At 72.0% G+C, this 19001-nt stretch carries 16 protein-coding genes; 2 read left to right on the top strand and 14 right to left on the bottom strand.

What is annotated here, in order from left to right:
• Positions 1 to 69: 69 nt before the first annotated feature.
• The 7 genes from J8N05_RS08180 to bldG form a co-directional block, all read right to left on the bottom strand.
• Complete coding sequence (locus J8N05_RS08180; RefSeq protein WP_210881777.1) at positions 70 to 267, bottom strand: hypothetical protein; 198 nt, start codon at positions 265 to 267, stop codon at positions 70 to 72.
• A gap of 264 nt (positions 268 to 531) precedes the next feature.
• Positions 532 to 2703 carry a serine/threonine-protein kinase gene (locus tag J8N05_RS08175; RefSeq protein ID WP_210881776.1) on the bottom strand — a complete coding sequence of 724 codons (2172 nt, stop codon included), beginning with the start codon at positions 2701 to 2703 and terminating at the stop codon, positions 532 to 534.
• A 286-nt stretch (positions 2704 to 2989) separates the two neighbouring features.
• On the bottom strand, positions 2990 to 4510 hold the full coding sequence (locus J8N05_RS08170; protein WP_210881775.1) for a DUF7059 domain-containing protein: 1521 nt from the start codon (positions 4508 to 4510) through the stop codon (positions 2990 to 2992).
• 93 nt (positions 4511 to 4603) lie between these two features.
• Positions 4604 to 5197 carry a small secreted protein gene (locus J8N05_RS08165; RefSeq protein WP_210881774.1) on the bottom strand — a complete coding sequence of 198 codons (594 nt, stop codon included), beginning with the start codon at positions 5195 to 5197 and terminating at the stop codon, positions 4604 to 4606.
• Positions 5198 to 5422: 225 nt separating this feature from the next.
• Positions 5423 to 7828: a sodium-translocating pyrophosphatase gene (locus tag J8N05_RS08160; RefSeq protein WP_210881773.1), complete on the bottom strand. Its 2406-nt coding sequence runs from the start codon at positions 7826 to 7828 to the stop codon at positions 5423 to 5425.
• Positions 7829 to 8400: 572 nt separating this feature from the next.
• Positions 8401 to 8844 (bottom strand): ATP-binding protein, encoded by a 444-nt coding sequence (locus J8N05_RS08155; RefSeq protein WP_210881772.1) that lies wholly within the window; start codon positions 8842 to 8844, stop codon positions 8401 to 8403.
• Positions 8845 to 8995: 151 nt separating this feature from the next.
• On the bottom strand, positions 8996 to 9337 hold the full coding sequence (bldG, locus tag J8N05_RS08150) for an anti-sigma factor antagonist BldG (protein WP_003975386.1): 342 nt from the start codon (positions 9335 to 9337) through the stop codon (positions 8996 to 8998).
• Positions 9338 to 9417: 80 nt separating this feature from the next.
• Here bldG and J8N05_RS08145 point away from each other — a divergent pair, with 80 nt between their 5' ends.
• Positions 9418 to 11997, top strand: coding sequence for a DEAD/DEAH box helicase (locus tag J8N05_RS08145; protein WP_247706198.1), 2580 nt, complete (start codon positions 9418 to 9420; stop codon positions 11995 to 11997).
• Here J8N05_RS08145 and J8N05_RS08140 read toward each other — a convergent pair.
• The 7 genes from J8N05_RS08140 to ssd all read right to left on the bottom strand — a co-directional run bounded on the left by J8N05_RS08140 (position 11954) and on the right by ssd (position 17288).
• The gene (locus J8N05_RS08140; protein WP_210890071.1) at positions 11954 to 12424 is read right to left on the bottom strand and encodes an Rv3654c family TadE-like protein; all 471 of its coding nucleotides are present in this window, start codon (positions 12422 to 12424) and stop codon (positions 11954 to 11956) included. The two genes, J8N05_RS08145 and J8N05_RS08140, sit on opposite strands and share 44 nt — an antisense overlap.
• A gap of 17 nt (positions 12425 to 12441) precedes the next feature.
• On the bottom strand, positions 12442 to 12828 hold the full coding sequence (locus tag J8N05_RS08135) for a TadE family type IV pilus minor pilin (RefSeq protein WP_210881771.1): 387 nt from the start codon (positions 12826 to 12828) through the stop codon (positions 12442 to 12444).
• Positions 12815 to 12952: a DUF4244 domain-containing protein gene (locus J8N05_RS47275; RefSeq protein WP_247706196.1), complete on the bottom strand. Its 138-nt coding sequence runs from the start codon at positions 12950 to 12952 to the stop codon at positions 12815 to 12817. The genes J8N05_RS08135 and J8N05_RS47275 overlap by 14 nt, the downstream gene beginning before the upstream one ends.
• A gap of 208 nt (positions 12953 to 13160) precedes the next feature.
• Positions 13161 to 13976, bottom strand: a complete 816-nt coding sequence (locus tag J8N05_RS08125; RefSeq protein WP_210881769.1) for a type II secretion system F family protein — start codon at positions 13974 to 13976, stop codon at positions 13161 to 13163.
• The gene (locus tag J8N05_RS08120) at positions 13973 to 14830 is read right to left on the bottom strand and encodes a type II secretion system F family protein (RefSeq protein WP_210890069.1); all 858 of its coding nucleotides are present in this window, start codon (positions 14828 to 14830) and stop codon (positions 13973 to 13975) included. Before J8N05_RS08120 ends, J8N05_RS08125 begins: the two co-directional genes overlap by 4 nt.
• A gap of 14 nt (positions 14831 to 14844) precedes the next feature.
• Positions 14845 to 16188 (bottom strand): TadA family conjugal transfer-associated ATPase, encoded by a 1344-nt coding sequence (locus J8N05_RS08115; protein WP_247706195.1) that lies wholly within the window; start codon positions 16186 to 16188, stop codon positions 14845 to 14847.
• Entirely contained in the window at positions 16185 to 17288 is a 1104-nt protein-coding gene (gene ssd / locus J8N05_RS08110) for a septum site-determining protein Ssd (RefSeq protein ID WP_210881768.1), read from the bottom strand. The genes J8N05_RS08115 and ssd overlap by 4 nt, the downstream gene beginning before the upstream one ends.
• 559 nt (positions 17289 to 17847) lie before the next feature.
• Here ssd and J8N05_RS08105 point away from each other — a divergent pair.
• Positions 17848 to 18684: an HAD family hydrolase gene (locus J8N05_RS08105; RefSeq protein ID WP_210881767.1), complete on the top strand. Its 837-nt coding sequence runs from the start codon at positions 17848 to 17850 to the stop codon at positions 18682 to 18684.
• The last annotated feature ends 317 nt before the right edge of the window (positions 18685 to 19001 follow it).

Below are 19001 nucleotides of genomic sequence, written 5' to 3'. Positions count from 1 at the left end.
ATCGCGCGGACGGCGGGAGGCGTGGCCCGAGGAGCGGGGCGGACCGGCGCGTCGCCGACGGCCGGAAACTCAGACGCGAGTGAAACACCACACCGCGAGGACCACGGCAGCCGTCCCGGCGAAGCCCGCGACCGCCACCGACGCGACGGGGCTCACCCCGAGGGCGACGGGGGCACGTTGGCGCAGCCGGACCGCGGTCCACAGCAGCAGTCCGCCCCCGAACAGGGCGAACACCGATCCCGTGAAGATCGCCGGTCCGCTCTCCATGGCCCGTCCCTCCGCCCTCGTGTGTCACCGGGTCCCGCCCTCGCGGCCCCGGCGTCCGGCCCTCGCGTGCTCCGCTCGGGACGCTGGCACCTCCGGGAAGCCGGAATCCCAACCCGAGGTGAACGGGAGGCGGCCGACTCCGTGCGTCCCGACGCGGGGCGGCCCGCACCGCTGCCACACCGCGGCCACACCGTGACCGCACTGCCCGCACGGGACCAGCCACCGCTCCCGCACGGAGCCGACCACGCCTGCGAGTGGAGTCCGTCACACCGCGCCGGGCTCGGACATCTTTCCGCTCGTCTGCGCGCGGTCGGCACGGCTCACCGTGCACACCGCCTTGGTGAATCCCTGCTTCCAGGAGTACTCGTCGGTTATCCAGCCGTAGACGACATGCTCGGTGTCGGGCGCCCAGGTCGACTCGAACCTGTTGCTGCAGAGCTTGTTCGCGTTGTCGATGCCCTTCTTGTAGTTCATGTTCGCCGGGGCCGGGACGACGCCTATGAACTGGTCGCTGTGCAACTCGGCGCAATCGGCCAACGAGGCCCTGTAGATGTCCTCCTCCAACACTGCGATCCAGCAGTCACCGATGCCCATCTGACCGACCGACACCTGCGCCCCGTCCTCCCGGAAACGGCCCACCGCGCCGCCGATGGCGGCATGCCGTCCGAGTACGAGACATGCCGTACGGGCCTCGGCCGCCTCGAAGCCACGCTTCGTCGGCGTCACGGTGTAGACGTCCGCGTCGGGCAGCGCCTCGGCGATCTTCCCGCCCTGCCGCTCGCAGCGCCTCGCCCCCTCGGCGCGGGCGTCCGCGTAGTCGGCCGCCGTGTCCACGGCCACCACCTGGCCGTCCGGCCAGTCCTTCGCGCAGTCCACGACGCCGAGGTTCGGCACCGACTTGAACGGCGTCGCGGACCAGACGGTCCGCACACAGTCCCCGGTCTTCAACGGCTTTTTGAGCCCCACCTTCTTGCCGTACGGGAGGGCCGGCCCCGTGTCGCCCGACGCGGGCGATGTCGTGCCGCCGGTCTTCGCCTCCTTCTTGTCGTCGCCGCTGAACGTGAGGGCCGCCAGTGCGACGCCGCCGAGCACCAGAACCAACGCCGTGACGACCGTGAGGACCGCGGCGGTGGACAGGATGCGTCGTGTGTCGTCCCGGCCACCGCCGGCATCGGTGACCGCCGTCGGACCGCTCCCGTAGGGCGGGGACCCACTGCCGGCGTAGGGCGGGACCGGGCCGGCGCCCCCGTAGGGCTGCGGAGTCTGCGGGGATCCGCTGCTCCCGTACGGCGGGGAGGACTCGCCCGCGTACGGATTCCAAGGCCTGTACGGCCCCTGCGCGCCAGGCCCCTGCCCGCCGCCCGGCGGGCCCTGCGGAGAGGGGCCGCCCGGTGTGTGCGGTGTCTGCGGAGTGCTGCGGCCCTGCGGGGTGTGCGAGGGCGGGAACCCCGGCGGGTTCCCGGCCGGGGACAGCCCACCGGGGGCCTCGGGGAGCGAGCCGGGCGGCGGCCCGAAGACCCCGCCCGGCGGGCTCTGCAGGACACGCTCCAGCCCTCGCGTCACCGCCTCCGGCGAGAACCTGCGCACCGGGTCCTTCACCAGCAGGCCGTACAGCACCGGCGCCAGTTCACCCGCCCGCCGGGGCGGTGTGGGCTCCTCGCTCAGCAGGGCCGTCAGGGTCGCGTACTCCCCGTGCCGGTCGAACGGGCCGCTTCCCTCGACCGTCGCGTACAGGGTGGCGCCGAGCGAGAACATGTCGGCGGCCGGTGTGGGCGGCTCACCGCGGGCCCGCTCCGGCGAGAGGTACCCCGGCGTACCGAGGATGCCGGCCGTGGCGGTGAGCCGGGGCTCGCGGGACTCGGGCTGCAGAGCGATGCCGTAGTCGGTGAGCAGCACGCGCGCGAAGGGATCGCCCGAGGCGTCCGGGGCGAGAAGGATGTTGGCGGGTTTCACATCGCGGTGGAGGATGCCGATCCGGTGCCCGGCGGTGAGCGCGTCGAGCACACCGAGCCCGATCCGGGCCGTCTGCACGGGCGTCAGCGGCCCCGACCGCCGGACGACCGTCTGGAGATCGACCGCGTCCGGCACGAACTCCATGACGATCCAGGGCAGCCCCTCGTGCATCAACACGTCGTGCACGGTGGCCACATGCGGATGGCCGCGCAGCCGCGCCGCGTTCCGTGCCTCGCTGCGGGCCCGGGCGATGCGCTCCTGCGCCCCCGGCTCCACCCGTTCGGGAGAACCCTCGCCCGCGGACCCGCCCGGATCCACCGGCACATCGGGCAGGTTGATCTCCTTCATGGAGACCTCGCAGGCCAACTCCTCGTCGTACGCGAGCCAGACGCGGCCCATGCCGCCCGCGCCCAGCGTGCGCAGCAGCCGGTACCGACCGCTGATCAGCCTGCCTTCACCTCGACCCGGCGTGTCCCCCGACATACAGCCTCCCCCGAGACAGCGCGCCTCCCCCGAGGACGCGTGCGTTCTGTCTCTCGAAGGTAGCTTCGCACGTACCACCGACAGGAGCCCTTTTGCGCACCAATCGCGCCAGAACCGACACATCAGGCCCATCGGCGCGTATGCGCATCAGTCGTGTCGCCGCCGACCGGTCGCCGACGACGAGTTCACGTCACCCGGCGGGTCCGGGGCACCGCCCCGTCACCCCGTCGGCCGCTCACGCCCACTGCCCGCCCGCCTCTCGGCGCCCCACGGCGTCGCCGCGGGGTCAGCGCGCCACGGGCTCGATGAACCCCTGCTCGACCAGCAGCCGGATCTGGGCGGGCGTCCGGTCGCGGAGCAACACCGGATCCTCTCCGACCAGTTGGGCGATGGCGTCCAGGATGCGTCCCGCGCTCAGCGTGCCGTCGCAGACGCCCGCGAAACCGGCGCCGACCGTGTCCACCTTCGTGGCCCGCCGCATCCCGCGGTGCTGGCGCAGCACGACGTGCTCCGGGTCCTCGGCACCGGGCAGGCCGACCTGCTCCTGCACGATCTCGCCGCCCAGCCTGAAGTGCGCCGCCAGCAGGGCCGCGTCGTCGTGCTGACGCAGGTAGTCGACCCGCTCGAAGTGCGCGCGCACGGTGTCGCCGAGCGGCTGCTCGACGGAGTGCGGCCACTCCTCCAGGACGACGGAGGGCAGCTCCGCGTCCGTCCTGCGCAGGGTGATCCAGCCGAAGCCGACGGCCTTCACCTTGCGCGCCTCGAACTCGTCCAGCCAGGCGTCGTACCGCGCCTGGTACTCCACGGGGTCGGCATGGTGGTCGCCCGCGTCGCGCAGCCACAGTTCGGCGTACTGCGTGACGTCCTGGACCTCGCGCTGCACGATCCACGCGTCGCAGCCGCGCGGCACCCAGGAGCGCAGCCGGTCCTGCCAGTCCTCGCCCTCCACGTGCTGCCAGTTGGCCAGGAACTGGGCGTATCCCCCCTCGTTGAGCCGGTCGCCCGCCTGCGACACGAGCGTGCGGCACAGCTCGTCCCCGCCCATCCCGCCGTCGCGGTAGGTGAGCCGGGCGCCGGGGGAGATCACGAAAGGCGGGTTCGAGACGATGAGGTCGAACGTCTCGTCGCCCACCGGTTCGAAGAGGGAGCCCTCGCGCAGGTCGGCCGCCGGAGCCCCGGACAGGGCGAGCGTGAGCGCGGTGGTGTGCAGCGCGCGGGGGTTGAGGTCGGTCGCGCTCACGCGCGTGGCGTGCTGTGCGGCGTGCAGCGCCTGGATCCCGGAGCCGGTGCCGAGGTCGAGCGCGGAGGCGAAGGAGCCGCGCACGGTGATGCCCGCGAGCGTGGTGGACGCGCCGCCCACTCCCAGTACGACGCCTTCGTCATGGCTGCCGATGCCGCCGGCCCCGCCGACCGCGCAGCCCAGGTCCGAGACGATGAACCAGTCCTCGCCGCCCGGTCCGCCGTACGGCCGTACGTCGACGACCGCCGCGACCTCGTCCCCGCCGACGCGGGTCAGCCAGCCGCTCTCCAGGCAGTCCTCCACCGGCAGGACGTCCGCCACGCGCGCGTGCGGCACGGGCTGCTGCAGCAGGAACAGCCGTACGAGGGCTTCCAGCGGGGAGTCGCCCCGGGTGGCCCGGAGCGCGGGCACGGTCTCGCTGCGGGCCAGCGCCGCGTACGCGGGGGCGCCCAGCAGGTCGAGCAGCCCGTCGGCGCTGAAGGAGGCGCCCAGGAGGGCGTCCCGCAGCCGTGCGGTGACGTCGGTGCGGTCGGACGAGGGCAGCGGTGCCAGGCTGGTGTTACTCACCCGCCCATTGTGACGCGCCCCCGGCACCGCGCGGACGGCCCGCGCCGGAGGGCCTGAACGGCACCCCGGCGCGGGCGGCGGCTCCGCCCGGGTTCAGCTCTTCGTCGCCGAGGCCGACGGGGAGGCGCTCTTGCAGCTCTCCTGCTTGGCCATCGCCTTGCCCACGTCGCCCTCCTCCAGCTTCGCGAGGGCGTCGTTGCCGCTCTGGCTCAGCTTGTCCAGCTGGGTGGCGATCCCCTTCAGACCGTCGGCGAACTTCGCCTGGTCCTTGGTGTCGAGGTCGTCGACCTGCTTCTTGAGGTCGCCGTACGACGCGGAGATGGTGTTCAGCTCCTTGACGGCGTCCGTCTTCTTCTTGTCGCCGCCCTCCACGTCCGGCGCCCCGGCCTTGTTCACGGCGCTGCCGATCGCCTTGTAGGCGTCGGACATGTCCTGGAAGGCCTGGGCGTCGGTCTTCTGGACGTCCGCCGGGGTGCTGTTGTCCGAGGTCTGCTGCTGGATGGCGGTGTTGGCGGCCGAGATCTTCCTGGCCTGCGGCTTCACCGCGTCGCAGACCTGCTTGGCCCAGGCGTTCAGCTTGTCGCTGTTGTCGTCACTGCTGCTGCATCCCGACAGCGCCAGTACCAGTACCGCACCGCCGGACAGCGCGGCCGCGAGCTTCTTGTTCACCGGGTTGGTCCCTTCCATGGCTCTCGGCCCCGGAACATACACGGCAATCGGGCGACACCACCGTGACGAACATCCGTTTGGACCACTATTGAAGCCATTTGCACCAGGCACGGAAGGGGCGAGATAAGGCTCACGAAACAGGGCGTACACACAGCCGTACGCACGGACGGGCGGGCGGACGGCACGTCAGTACGCGCCGTCCGCCCGCCCGTTGGACGAAATCCGCTCAGCCGGGCCCGGGGGCTACGAAACCACCGCCGGATCGACCGGTTTGGCCACCCGCTCGGAGTTGCCCTCGTCGCCCACCGCGATGCCGCGCCGCTTGGACACGTACACCGCGCCGATGATGACGGCGAGCGAGAGCACCGCGATGAGGATCCGCATGCCCACGCTCTTGTCGTCGCCGTAGCTGAATTTGACCACTGCCGGCGCGATGAGCAGCGCCACCAGGTTCATCACCTTCAGGAGGGGGTTGATCGCGGGTCCCGCGGTGTCCTTGAACGGGTCACCGATCGTGTCGCCGATCACCGTCGCGGCATGGGCCTCGCTGCCCTTGCCGCCGTGGTGGCCGTCCTCGACGAGCTTCTTGGCGTTGTCCCACGCGCCTCCGGAGTTGGCGAGGAAGACCGCCATCAGCGTGCCGGTGCCGATGGCGCCCGCGAGGAAGGCGCCGAGCGCGCCGACCCCGAGCGTGAACCCGATCGCGATCGGCGTCAGTACGGCGAGCAGACCCGGCGTGGTCAGCTCGCGAAGCGCGTCCTTCGTACAGATGTCGACGACACGCCCGTACTCGGGCTTCTCGCTGTAGTCCATGATCCCGGGACGCTCGCGGAACTGCCGCCGCACCTCGTAGACCACGGCCCCGGCCGACCGCGACACCGCGTTGATCGCCAGCCCCGAGAAGAGGAAGACGACCGCGGCGCCCGCGATGAGCCCGACCAGGTTGTTGGGCTGGGAGATGTCCATCATCAGGTTCATCGGAGCGCCCGCGCCCGAGACCTTCTGCCCCACGTCGTTCGCGGCCGTGAGGATGGCGTCCCGGTACGAGCCGAAGAGCGCCGACGCCGCCAGAACCGCGGTGGCGATGGCGATGCCCTTCGTGATGGCCTTGGTGGTGTTGCCGACGGCGTCCAGGTCGGTGAGCACCTGCGCGCCCGCGCCCTCGACGTCACCCGACATCTCGGCGATGCCCTGCGCGTTGTCGGAGACAGGCCCAAAAGTGTCCATGGCGACGATGACGCCGACCGTGGTGAGCAGACCCGTTCCGGCGAGGGCCACCGCGAACAGCGCCAGCATGATCGACGTACCGCCGAGCAGGAAGGCCCCGTAGACGCCGAGGCCGATCAGCAGCGCGGTGTAGACGGCCGATTCGAGACCGATCGAGATACCGGCGAGGACGACGGTGGCCGGGCCGGTGAGCGAGGTCTTGCCGATGTCCTTCACCGGGCGACGGGTCGTCTCGGTGAAGTATCCGGTGAGCTGCTGGATCAGCGCGGCCAGCACGATGCCGATGGCGACCGCGAGGAGCGCGAGGATCCGCGGGTCGCCGGACTTGGCGAGGATGGCCCCGTCGGTGACACCGTCCAGGTCGGCGTACGAGGACGGCAGATAGACGAAGACGGCCACGGCCACCAGCGCCAGTGAGATCACCGCGGAGATGAAGAAGCCGCGGTTGATGGCGCTCATCCCGCTGCGGTCCGCACGGCGCGGAGCGACCGCGAAGATGCCGATCATCGCGGTGAGTACGCCGATCGCGGGCACGATCAGCGGGAAGGCGAGCCCGGAGTCCCCGAACGCCGCCTTGCCGAGGATCAGCGCGGCGACGAGCGTGACGGCGTACGACTCGAAGAGGTCGGCGGCCATACCGGCGCAGTCGCCGACGTTGTCGCCCACGTTGTCCGCGATGGTCGCCGCGTTGCGCGGGTCGTCCTCCGGGATGCCCTGCTCGACCTTGCCGACCAGGTCGGCGCCGACGTCGGCGGCCTTGGTGAAGATGCCGCCGCCGACACGCATGAACATCGCGATCAGCGCGGCGCCGAGTCCGAAGCCCTCCAGGACCTTCGGCGCGTCGGCCGCGTACACCAGCACCACACAGGAGGCGCCCAGCAGACCGAGCCCCACCGTGAACATGCCGACGACGCCGCCCGTGCGGAAAGCGATCTTCATGGCTTTGTGCGAGACGGCGGTGAGATCCTTTTCCGGCTCACCCTCCGCCGGGGTCGCTTCCCGTGCCGCGGCGGCCACGCGGACATTGCTGCGTACGGCGAGCCACATGCCGATATATCCGGTGGTCGCCGAGAACGCCGCGCCGATCAAGAAGAAGACCGATCGGCCGGCACGCTGATTCCAGTCGTCCGCGGGCAGCAGCATGAGCAGGAAGAACACCACGACGGCGAATACCCCGAGGGTACGCATCTGCCGCCCCAGGTAGGCATTCGCGCCCTCCTGGATCGCGACCGCGATCTTCTTCATGCTTTCGGTGCCCTCGCCCGCCGCGAGCACCTGGCGGACCAGGACCCCGGCGACGGCAAGCGCCGCAAGGGCGACGACCGCGATCACCACGACGATGAGGCGGTTGTCGTCCGTCAGTACCGCGGCTGCGAGGGTAGTGGGCTGGTCAAACTGATGAGGGGTAGAAAGCCCCGCCATTCGTCCTCCTTGACGCTTGGACCGAGCTCAAGATGTGGACGGATTGTAGGTACCGGAACCTGATCAAAACAGTGCGCGGTAAGCGGAATTGGCCTTCACATGCTCTTCAGCAAATGATCCGGGGATCCACGGGGGCCTCGAAAGCGGTAATGCCTCAAACACATTGACGCCAGGTCCATTGGTGTGCGGCGCCGCGTAAACCTGATCTTATTGTTGATCGAAATCCGGATCGTGAATTCATTCACGAAATGGGGGTGGCTTGATCCGGAGGGCGTCGCCTCACTCCGGATACGTTTCCAGGGGCGGCTGTCGACACCTGCGGGGGTCTGGGCGGTCCGCCAGGGCGGGGTGGTCCGGGCGGTCCGCCGGGGGGGCCAGGACGGCGGCACTGGGCCGCGACGCCGACCCGAGTCGGTCAGCAGTCGGGCCGGTCAGCAGGCGGGCCGGGCGACGCGGCACGGCCGCTGTCCGGCGATACAGCGCCGTGTCGCCGGACAGCGGCCGGACATGCCAAAGGGCCCTGGTGAGCAGGGCCCTTTCGCACAGGTTCAGGCAGTACCAAGAGGGGTGGATCAGGGAACGAGCGTGGCCGGCGGCGTGGTGGGCCAGCTCATCCTGATCAGTCCGCCGTTCTCACCGGCGGTCACTTCCACGTCGTCGACGAGGCCGCTGATGACCGCGAGGCCCATCTCGTCCTCCTCGGTCTCGACGTCCCCGCCGTCGGCTCCGCCATGGGCACCCGGCGACGTGTCACCGGGAACCGTGTGCGGCGCCTCATCGCCGACCTCGATGGAGAACAGCTTCTCCTCCTCGATCAGCGAGACCCGCACCGGCGCCGAGATTCCGGCGCTTTGGTGCAGGCCGACGGCCCGGGTGCAGGCTTCGCCGACGGCGAGCCTGACCTCGTCGAGGACGGCCTCGTCCACTCCGGCCCTGCGCGCCACCGCTGCCGCCACCAGTCGGGCGGTCCTGACGTGCTCGGGCAGCGCGCTGAAGCGGAGTTCAACGGTGGCCATGCATCCCCCTCGGAACTACGGGCGTGCGGTCGGGGGTCGGGTCGCCGAGACCCGACCCCCCTCCATTGACGTCTGCCTCCCGGGCCGTGCCCGGGATTCGGCTGTGACGGCTGACCGGCCAGTCAGCAGGGACGGGCCGGACCGTGGCCGCTCAGTCGGTGGCCGCCACCGCTTCTTCGACCGAGGTGTGGATCGGGAACACCTTGGTGAGACCGGTGATGCGGAAGATCTTCAGAATGCGCTCCTGGTTGCAGACCAGCCGGAGCGAACCCTCATGGGCACGCACCCGCTTCAGGCCGCCCACCAGAACGCCGAGACCGGTCGAGTCGAGGAAGTCCACGCCCTCCATGTCGACGACAAGGTGGAAACTGCCGTCGTTCACCAGCTCGACCAGCTGTTCGCGCAACTTGGGCGCGGTATATACATCGATTTCGCCACCGACCTCGACGACCGTACGATCGCCGACGGTACGGGTCGACAGGGACAGGTCCACGGATCCTCCAGCACCTTGCTATCGAGCGGTCATCCCAAGGGACACCTCGGCGGAGCCCCCGGGACGGTTCGCCAGCCGCGATGGCATTCAATCACTTACCGGCAGGCGTGCACGACGCCTTGAGCCCATTGTCCGTCATGCCAGTGACACACTCGATGCCGATGGCCAATAATCTGCGACCCGATCGAACCTCGACGGACACCGCGTCCCGCCCCTCGCCGGGCGAGATCCTGGACCGGCTGGCCTCTGGGCCGAGCCGGGCTTCGCGCATCACTCATACGGAGCACTTGCCCCCACGTGAGGGTCGCCATGCCGTGTGGCCCGACCGGATCCGCTCCGAGGTCGTCGCGGCGGTGCAGGCCGCGGGTATCGAACACCCCTGGGCCCACCAGGCACTCGCGGCCGAGCACGCCCTGGACGGCGAATCGGTGATCGTCTCCACGGGTACGGCCTCCGGCAAGTCCCTGGCGTATCTCGTCCCGGTTCTGTCGACACTCCTCGACGGTTCCGAGGCGCCGAACGGCCGCGGCGCGACCGCCCTCTACCTCGCCCCGACCAAGGCCCTCGCCGCGGACCAGCGCCGATCCGTGAAAAAACTCTCACATCCGCTGGGCCACGCCGTGCGCTCCGCGGTCTACGACGGGGACACCCCCGTCGAGGAACGCGAGTGGGTACGCCAGTACGCCAACTACGTCCTCACCAACCCCGACATGCTGCACCGCGGGATACTCCCCTCCCACCCCCGGTGGGCCTCCTTCCTGCGCGCCCTGCGCTATGTCGTCATCGACGAGTGCCACACCTACCGGGGCGTCTTCGGGTCGCATGTCGCCCAGGTGCTGCGCAGGCTGCGCCGCCTGTGCGCCCGTTACGGCTCCTCCCCCGTCTTCCTCATGGCCTCGGCGACCGCCGCCGAGCCCTCCGTCGCCGCCTCCCGCCTCACCGGCCTGCCCGTGGTGGAGGTCGCCGACGACGCCTCGCCCCGCGGGGAACTGGTCTTCGCCCTCTGGGAACCGCCCCTGACCGACCTGCACGGCGAGAAGGGCGCCCCGGTCCGCCGCTCCTCCACCGCCGAGACCGCGGACCTCCTCACCGACCTGACCGTGCAGGGCGTCCGCTCGGTCGCCTTCGTACGGTCCCGTCGCGGGGCCGAGTTGATCTCGGTGATCGCCCAGGAACGGCTTGCCGAGGTCGATCGCTCCCTGGCCCGCCGCGTGGCCGCCTACCGCGGCGGATACCTCCCCGAGGAACGCCGCGCCCTCGAACACGCCCTCCACTCCGGCGAACTCCTCGGCCTCTCCGCCACCACCGCTCTCGAACTGGGCATCGACGTCTCCGGCCTGGACGCCGTCGTCATCGCCGGCTACCCGGGCACCCGTGCGTCCCTGTGGCAGCAGGCCGGCCGCGCGGGCCGCTCCGGGCAGGGCGCGCTCGCGGTGCTGGTCGCCCGTGACGACCCGCTGGACACCTTCCTCGTCCATCACCCGGAGGCCCTGTTCGACCAGCCGGTGGAGTCCACCGTCCTCGACCCGGACAACCCGTACGTCCTCGCCCCCCATCTGTGCGCCGCGGCATCCGAACTCCCCCTCACGGAGGAGGACTTCGATCTCTTCGGCCCGGCCACCGCCGAACTGATGCCGCAGCTGGAGGCCGCGAAACTGCTCCGCCGCCGCACGAAGGCGTGGCACTGGACCCGCCGGGAACGGGCCGCCGACCTGACCGACATCCGCGGCGGAGGCGGCAACCCGGTGCAGATCGTGGAGTCCGGCTCCGGACGGCTGCTGGGCACGGTCGACGCCGGGGCCGCGCACACCAGCGTCCACGAAGGCGCGGTCCACCTCCACCAGGGCCGTACGTACCTGGTCGACGAGCTGCACCTGGACGACTCGGTCGCGCTGGTCACGGAGGCCAACCCGCCGTATTCGACGGTCGCCCGTGACACCACCGCCATCTCCGTCCTGGAGACGGACGTCGAAATCCCCTGGGGCGACGGCCGGTTGTGCTACGGCTCCGTCGAGGTCACCAATCAGGTCGTCTCCTTCCTGCGTCGTCGTCTCATGACCGGAGAGGTGCTCGGCGAGACGAAACTCGACCTGCCTCCCCGCACGCTGCGCACCCGCGCCGTGTGGTGGACGGTCACCGAGGACCAGCTCGACGCCGCCCGGGTGAACCCTGAGATCCTCGGCGGCGCCCTGCACGCCGCCGAGCACGCCTCGATCGGCATGCTGCCGCTCTTCGCCACCTGCGACCGCTGGGACATCGGCGGCGTCTCCGTCCCGCTGCACCCGGACACCCTCCTGCCCACCGTCTTCGTGTACGACGGCCATCCCGGCGGCGCGGGCTTCGCGGAGCGCGCCTTCCACACCGCCCGCGCATGGCTCGCCGCCACCCGCCAGGCCATCGCCTCCTGCGAGTGCGACGCCGGCTGTCCGTCCTGCATCCAGTCCCCCAAGTGCGGCAACGGCAACGAGCCGCTGCACAAGCGGGGAGCGGTGCGGCTGCTGACAGTTCTCCTGCAGGGAGCACCGACAGCGCCGGAGGAACAATCCGGGGACGGCACCCCCGAGGAGGCTCGGGGAGAAGAGGCGCCGAGGCAGGGCGTCCGGCAGCCGGACGTCGTCACCGCGACCGAGCCTGTGGAGGCCGAGCCCGCGGAGGCCTAGGTCCCGGAGCCATGGGTCCGGGCGGACCCGCCCGTGACCTCACCTCGGCCGTCAGAGGCCCCCGTCCCGCCTCGACCGTGACGTCCGCGATCTCGCCCCGGACGGCGCACCGCACGACCCGGGTGCCCTGTGCCCGTGCCACGCGGTCCGCCCGGGCGCAGGCCTCCGTCCCTCCGTGCGTCCAGTGGTCGGCCGCCGCGAGCGCCGCCAAGTCGGCCGCGCCGCCCGCACGATGACGGACCACCACCGCCTGTCCCATCGCGAGCACGGCGCCGAAGACCACGCACAGCACCGCGATCGCACCCACGGCCCAGACGGTCGCCGACCCCCGGTCCGACGCGAGCCCCGGCCCCCACGACCTCGTACGCCACCTCCCGAAGCCGCCCCGCCCCGCTTCCCCCGTCCTCCTGACCTCGCCCGTTCTTATGACCTCCTCCGTCCTTCTCACCGGGCCGCCCCCACCGTCTCCTCCGCCAGGGCGACCGCCTCCTGGGCGAGGTCGAGGGTCAGCGCGCCGGGGCCGGGGGTCTCGGCCTCGACCCGGACGCGTACCAGGTCGCCCTCTCGCCGGACGGAGATCCTGGCGCCGCCCGGCGCGGCCTGGCGGGCGGTCGCCAGTACCGTGGCGGGCGGTTCCTGCCGGGCCGCCGCGCGAGCGCCGGCCCGGGCCGCGTCCACGCACTGGATCAGCGCGACCGCGGCCAGCAACGCCCAGACCAGCGCCATCGTGAACGCGACCAGCACCGGCAGCACCACGGCCGCCTCCGCCGTCACGAAACCCCGGTCCCGGGCCGCCGAACCCTCACGCGCACCCGTCTCAGAAGCTCCCACTGAGCGCCCGCCCCACGATGTCCTGCAGAAACCCGCGCACCTGCCCGCTGGTCAGCACCTCGTAGAGCAGCGCGGCGAACCCCACGGCCGCGATCAGCCCCATCGCGTACTCGGAGGTGACCATCCCGGCGTCCCTGCGCCCCGAACCTGCCCGGCCCACCCGGGCCCAGCCCTCCAGAACCCTGGCCCACGCCCGCACCCGAACCCGAACCCGCATTGCCTTACCCATCCGAACCCCCGTACAGCTCTGTCCCGTTGACGTCTGACCTTGCCGTTCGGCCCATGCCGTTCGGCCTCTGAACGCTGACCTCGCTCACCCGTGGTTCCGCCCGTCAGCCACCACCCCCACCCAGCACCCCGCTCGCCAGCCCGAGCACCACCGGCAGTACGCCGATCGCGATGAACGCGGGCAGGAAGCACAGCCCGACCGGAGCGGTGATCAGGACACCCGCCCGTCGTGCCCGGGCCGTTGCGGCGCGCCCCCGTTCCGCGCGGGCCTCGGAGGCGACGCGAGCGACCGGTACCGCCGCCGGTACTCCCGACTCGCCGGCCCGCTCCAGCAGCCGGGCCAGTCCCCGGGCCCCGGGCAACGCGGCCAGCGCATGCCAGGCCTCCGCCGGTTCACCGCCGAGCCGTATCTCGGCCGCACCCCTCGCCAGCCGCGCCCCCACGGGCCCCTCCAGCGCCTCCCCCACCGCCCGCGCGGCCATGACGGGGCTCGCGCCCGCCGCGATGCAGGCGGCCAGCAGATCGGCGGCAAGGGGCAGTTGCCGCGCGGCCCGCACCACATCGAACTTCTCCACCGACGCCGATGCCGACGCCGATCCGCCCTGCCACCGCCACATCCCGAACGCGGCCACAAGTCCGACCACAACCCCGGCCGTGCCACCGACGAACACCCAGCAGGCGCTCAGGGCGCCGACCACCGGCAGCCATCGCCGCGCCACGTCAGGCAGTCGCGGGCGCCGCCCGAAGGAGACCGGCTCCGCGGCCGGTTCGCGCTCGTCGGCCAGGATCGTCAGCAGCGCCTCGAACCGCCTGCGCACCCTCCGCTTCCGCCGTGCCGCTCCCAAGGACCGGGCGAGCGCCCACAGTCCTGTCACCACGCACAGCGCCACCCCCAGCCTGTGGACAACGTCCGCACTCATCCGTCCTCCGCTCCCTGTACGATCCGCAGCGCCCACCACAGGCCGACGCCCTCCAGAACCCCGCCGACCAGCAGGCAGCCGAGGCCCGCCCCCGTGTGCAGCACGACGTGCAGCGGGTCGGCGCCGAGCGCGGTGCCCAGGAGCAGCCCGAGCACCGGCAGCCCCGCGAGCAGCACGGCCGTCGAACGGGCGCCCGCCAACTGGGCCCGCAGGTCCGCGCGTTGGTCCCGCTCCGCGCGCAGCGCCCCCTCCAGCCGGTCGAGCCCGGCCGCGAGGCCCGCGCCCCGGTCCACGGCGACCCGCCAGCACGCGGCGAGCCCCAGCAGCCCTTCGGCCCCGGGCCGCCGGGCCGCGTCGGTGAGCGCGCCCGGCACATCCCCGCCGAACCGCGCGGCCGCCAGGACCGACGCCTGCACGCCCCCGAGCCCTCCCGAGTCCCGGGCGGCGCCCAGCAGCGCCTCGCCCGGCTGCCGTCCGGCCCGGACCTCACCCGCGAGCGCCCCGCACAGCGCGATCACCGCGGCGGCCCGCCGCTCCCGCTCCCGCCGTGCCGCTCCGGCCCGCCGAACACTCCGTACCAGGGGAACCCCGAGCGCCCCTAGGACGACCGGCACCACGGACGCCCCCAGGAGTCCGACCGCCGACCCCGCGATCAGGGCCCACCACTCGCCCCGCGTCCGGTGCAGCCGCCGAAGCCGCGCCCCGGTCCGCAGCACCCGATTCCACGACGGCGGCCCGGTGCCGACCGCCCCGCCACCCACACACATCAACCGCGCCCGCCGCGCCCCGTGCCCCGGCCCGCCCATCACCCAGACCGCCATCGCCGCACAGACCACCGCCACCACCACCGACATCCCGGCGACCCCCGTCACACCCCACCCCTCCACTCGCTCACGCCACCCACGCCCCGCACGTCACCCATGCCGCCGAGCAGCTCGCGCAGCCGCTCCCACCCGCGCCCGTACGTGAAGGCCTCCGCGCCCCAGCGCAGTGCGGGCACCGTCACGACCAGCCCCGCCGGATCCCGCTCCAGCACATGCACCTCGGCGATCCGCCGCCGTCCGGCCCGGTCGCGTACGAGATGGAGGACCACCGACAGCGCCGCCGCCACCTGGCTGTGCAGTGCGGCCCGGTCGAGTCCGGCGGCCGTGCCCAGTGCCTCCAGGCGGGCCGGCACCCCCGAGGCGGCATTGGCGTGCACGGTCCCGCAGCCGCCTTCGTGCCCCGTGTTCAACGCGGCCAGCAGCGCCACCACTTCGGGCCCCCGGACCTCACCGACCACCAGACGGTCCGGCCGCATGCGCAGCGCCTGGCGCACCAGGTCCTGGAGCGTGACGAGGCCGGCGCCCTCCTGGTTGGGCGGTCTGGACTCCAGCCGTACGACATGGGGATGGTCGGGGCGCAGCTCCGCCGAGTCCTCGGCGAGCACGATCCGCTCATCCGGCCCGACGAGGCCGAGCAGCGCGCTGAGCAGCGTCGTCTTGCCGCTCCCCGTGCCGCCGCTGATCAGGAACGAGAGCCGCGCGTCGAGCAGCGCGCGCAGCAGCCGGTCCCCGCCGGGCGGTACCGTCCCCGCGGCCACCAGTTCGGCGAGGGTGAACGCCCTCGGCCGTACGACCCGCAGGGACAGGCAGGTCGAACCGACGGCGACCGGTGGCAGCACCGCGTGCAGCCGGGTGCCGTCGGGAAGTCTGGCGTCCACCCAGGGATGGGCGTCGTCCAGCCGCCGCCCGGCCACGGCCGCGAGTCGCTGCGCGAGACGTCGTACGGCCGCCGCGTCCGGGAAGGACACGGCGGTCGGTTCCAGGCCGCCGCCGCGGTCCACCCACACCCGGTCGGGCGCCGAGACCAGCACATCGGTCACCGAGGGGTCGTCGAGCAGTGGTTCCAGCGGGCCGCTCCCGACCAGTTCGGACCGCAACCGCTCGGCCGCACCGAGGACTTCTGCGTCCCCGAGCACCCGTCCCTGTTCCCGCAGGGCCTGTGCCACGCGCGCGGGAGTCGGTTCGCCCCCGCTCTCGGCCAGCCACTGCCGGACCCCGTCCAGCAGTCCCGTGTCGGAGGCGGAGCCACCACGCGGCCGCCCGCCCACGAGCGGCCCCGCGCCCGGGCGACCGAACGTGCCCGTGCCGGTGCGGCCTCCAGGCGAGCCGCCCCCCGCCGGCCCCGCGTGCGCAGGAGACCCGCCACGCAGGCCCGTCCCCCCGCTCATACGCCCCCTCCGGCGACCGCGGCCCGCTCCCAGAACGCCGAGCAGAAGCGGGCGAGCGGCCCGCGTCCGTCTCCGCCGGGCGGAGCGCCCCGCTCCTGGGTGGCCGGCAGCCCCGTCTCCGTGGGCACCTCACCCATCAGGGGCAGTCCGAGGAGCCGGGCGACCTCCCGGTCGTCCAGACCTGGTGCGTACGGCCCGCGGACCGCGACGCGCAGGTCCCTCAGGACCATGCCGACCGCGGAGGCCACCCGTCCGGCCGCCGCGACGGCGCGCAGTTCGGCCGGGACGACGAGCACCCCGAGGTCGATCTGGGCGAGGGCCTCCGCGACCCCTTCGTCGATCCGGCGCGGCAGATCGACGACCACCACCCCGCCGCGCCGCCTGGCGGCGGCCAGGACCGCGCGGACGGCCTCGGGCGCCACGGTGACGCAGTCGCCCCGGTCCCAGCTGAGGACCCGCAGGGCGTGCAGTGCGGGCAGCGACTCCTCCAGGGCTTCGCCGCCGACCCGTCCGTGCGAGGCGGCGAAGGCGGGCCAGCGGAGTCCCTCGACGGATTCCCCGCCGAGGAGTACGTCGAGTCCGCCGCCCAGCGGGTCCGCGTCGACAAGGAGGGTGCGGACACCCTGGCGCGCCGAGGTGACCGCGAGCGCGCAGGCGAGCGTGGACGATCCGGCGCCTCCGCGGCCGCCGATCACGCCGACGGTGAGAGCGGGCGGTCCGACGCCCTCGGCCACGTCGGCGATGCGGTCGACCAACCATTGTTCGCCATCCGGCAGCATCAGCACGTGGTCGGCGCCGATCTCCACAGCCCTTCTCCAGACCCCGGGATCGTCCTGATCCCGACCCACCAGCACGACCCCGCGTCTGCGCGTGGCGCCGCGCACCCGGCGTGAGGCGTCGTCGCCGACGAGCACCAGCGGTGCCGTGTCCCAACCGCCGCCGCGCTCCGGCACCCCGTGGTGGACTTCGGGCCGGGCGCCGGCCGCGGCGCACAGCCGCAGCAGGTCGTCCAGCAGATCCGCGTCCTCGGTGACGATCAACGGTCCGCCCTGCCGCCCCTCGGCGGCCGACGGCCGGTCGTGTGTGATGGCTCCCGCCACGCTCTCCAGCCCCCTTCGCTGCTTCGTCGCGGAACCCCTGCGGTCCCGCGATTCCCGCCCAGCGCAAGAGCCGCCAACCGGCCCTCCATATGAACCGCCGATACGAACCGGCCATAGCCGCCGAACAAACGGAACCGGCCATGAACTTCCGCAAGCGGTACGCGCTGGAATCACGGTGCAGCGAAGCCGGAAATCGTGTGGATCTTGGTCGATAACTGTGGACAACTCGGCGCCTGTGAATATCGCCTTCACCCAAACCGGTGACCGTTGTACGACTTCCTAGGCGCTACCCCACAGCTACACACAGTGACGAATCCTGTGCGGAGACAGAGAAACGCCGGGCCCCGCAGTGCGGGGCCCGGCGTTCTCAACAACGGACGGGAAAACCCATCCGGACATGCGACGACCCCCGCCGGGGGGGAGAGCGGGGGTCGTCCCCACGGTTTGACTCGGGGGGGGAGGAGCCAAACCGGGTTAGCACGGTCGCGAACGATCCGTGACTTCCATGGTGTACCCGAGAGCTCTCTCAGGCAAACCCACACGTCCCACAGTAGCCCGAATGGCGGGCGCATATGCTCAACCCGTGGAAAACCACTCCTTGCCCCGTACAGCGGCCTTCTTTGACCTGGACAAGACGGTCATTGCGAAGTCGAGCACGCTCACCTTCAGCAAGTCGTTCTACCAAGGCGGTCTGATCAACCGCCGGGCGGTGTTGCGCACCGCATATGCCCAGTTCGTGTTCCTCGCCGGCGGCGCCGACCACGACCAGATGGAGCGGATGCGCGAGTACCTGTCCGCGCTGTGCCGCGGCTGGAACGTCCAGCAGGTGAAGGAGATCGTCGCCGAGACCCTGCACGACCTGATCGACCCGATCATCTACGACGAGGCCGCCTCCCTCATCGAGGAGCACCACACCGCCGGCCGCGACGTCGTGATCGTGTCCACCTCCGGCGCGGAGGTCGTCGAACCGATCGGTGAACTCCTGGGCGCCGACCGGGTGGTGGCCACCCGCATGGTCGTGGGCGACGACGGCTGCTTCACGGGCGAGGTGGAGTACTACGCGTACGGCCCCACGAAGGCCGAGGCCGTCAAGGAGCTGGCCGAGTCCGAGGGGTACGACCTGGAGCGCTGCTACGCGTACAGCGATTCGGCGACCGACATCCCGATGCTCTCGGCGGTCGGCCATCCCCACGCGGTGAATCCGGACCGGGCGCTGCGCCGCGAGGCCCTCGCGCGCGGGTGGCCCATCCTCGACTTCAACCATCCTGTACGCCTCAAGCAGCGGCTGTCCGTGACGCCCCGCCCGGCCATCGTCGCGGCGGCGGCCATAGGGGCGGCGGCGGCCACCGCGGGGCTCGTCTGGTACGCCAGCAGGCGCCGCGCGGCGGTGAGCTGACCCCACCCGGGAGGCACCACTTCCGCCTCCTCGCCCTTCATGGGCCTCTCCTTGTCCGTCTTTTCGAGCCGGGCGCCCGATTCACTCCGCTCTGTCCGCAAAAGTAAAGAAGTACAGCGAGGGGTTCCGCTTGCCCTGGACCAGGAGTACAAAGGGATTAACGGCCCGCGAGACCAAGGACATCCGAAAGGATCACCTTCAAACGCAACCGAGGCCCCACGGACCGCGCATGAACACCGGGCACCCACGCGACGTCGACCCGTCGATTACGGGCCAGCCGCACCAGGCGACGGGCAACAGTTCCCGACCTGATGGGC

It is taken from the genome of Streptomyces liliiviolaceus, from assembly GCF_018070025.1.
GTDB lineage: Bacteria > Actinomycetota > Actinomycetes > Streptomycetales > Streptomycetaceae > Streptomyces > Streptomyces liliiviolaceus.
The sequence above is the reverse complement of the archived record's forward strand: the minus strand, read 5'-3'. Positions and strand labels throughout refer to the sequence as shown.

Coding starts and splice junctions, on each gene's coding strand:
- J8N05_RS08175 (WP_210881776.1), bottom strand. CDS start 2,703: ATGTCGGGGGACACGCCGGGTCGAGGTGAAGGCAGGCTGATCAGCGGT.
- J8N05_RS08125 (WP_210881769.1), bottom strand. CDS start 13,976: ATGAGTGCGGACGTTGTCCACAGGCTGGGGGTGGCGCTGTGCGTGGTG.
- J8N05_RS08115 (WP_247706195.1), bottom strand. CDS start 16,188: ATGAGCGGGGGGACGGGCCTGCGTGGCGGGTCTCCTGCGCACGCGGGG.
- J8N05_RS08120 (WP_210890069.1), bottom strand. CDS start 14,830: ATGTCGGTGGTGGTGGCGGTGGTCTGTGCGGCGATGGCGGTCTGGGTG.
- J8N05_RS47275 (WP_247706196.1), bottom strand. CDS start 12,952: ATGGTCACCTCCGAGTACGCGATGGGGCTGATCGCGGCCGTGGGGTTC.
- J8N05_RS08105 (WP_210881767.1), top strand. CDS start 17,848: ATGGCGGGCGCATATGCTCAACCCGTGGAAAACCACTCCTTGCCCCGT.
- J8N05_RS08180 (WP_210881777.1), bottom strand. CDS start 267: ATGGAGAGCGGACCGGCGATCTTCACGGGATCGGTGTTCGCCCTGTTC.
- J8N05_RS08155 (WP_210881772.1), bottom strand. CDS start 8,844: ATGGCCACCGTTGAACTCCGCTTCAGCGCGCTGCCCGAGCACGTCAGG.
- J8N05_RS08160 (WP_210881773.1), bottom strand. CDS start 7,828: ATGGCGGGGCTTTCTACCCCTCATCAGTTTGACCAGCCCACTACCCTC.
- J8N05_RS08145 (WP_247706198.1), top strand. CDS start 9,418: ATGGCATTCAATCACTTACCGGCAGGCGTGCACGACGCCTTGAGCCCA.
- J8N05_RS08165 (WP_210881774.1), bottom strand. CDS start 5,197: ATGGAAGGGACCAACCCGGTGAACAAGAAGCTCGCGGCCGCGCTGTCC.